Source organism: Streptomyces sp. NRRL B-1140 (assembly GCF_001280065.1).
GTDB lineage: Bacteria > Actinomycetota > Actinomycetes > Streptomycetales > Streptomycetaceae > Streptomyces.
Genome location: NZ_LGEA01000071.1, coordinates 1 through 218 on the forward strand (window position 1 = coordinate 1; position 218 = coordinate 218).

Annotated in this window: 1 protein-coding gene; it reads right to left on the bottom strand. The window is 72.5% G+C overall.

Features of this window, described 5'->3' with window-relative positions:
• A partial coding sequence (locus ADK65_RS09340) for an FMN-binding protein (protein WP_159038749.1) occupies window positions 1-218 on the bottom strand: 218 nt, incomplete at both ends.

Here is a 218-nt window from a genome sequence, read left to right on the forward strand (position 1 = left end):
AGGGACTTCTTGTAGCCGGCGCTGGTGTACGTGGCGCCCGACACCGCGTCGATGTCCGCGGTACCGGCCGCCACGGCCGCCTGGTTGAGGCGGGGGACGGACGAGGAGGTGATCTGGTCGCTGCGGCCGCCCTTGGGGGCCTGGACCGCCTCGGCCTTGGTGATCTTGCCGCCGGTCACGGTCACCCGCACCTGCACCGGCCCGTACTGCGTCTGCGC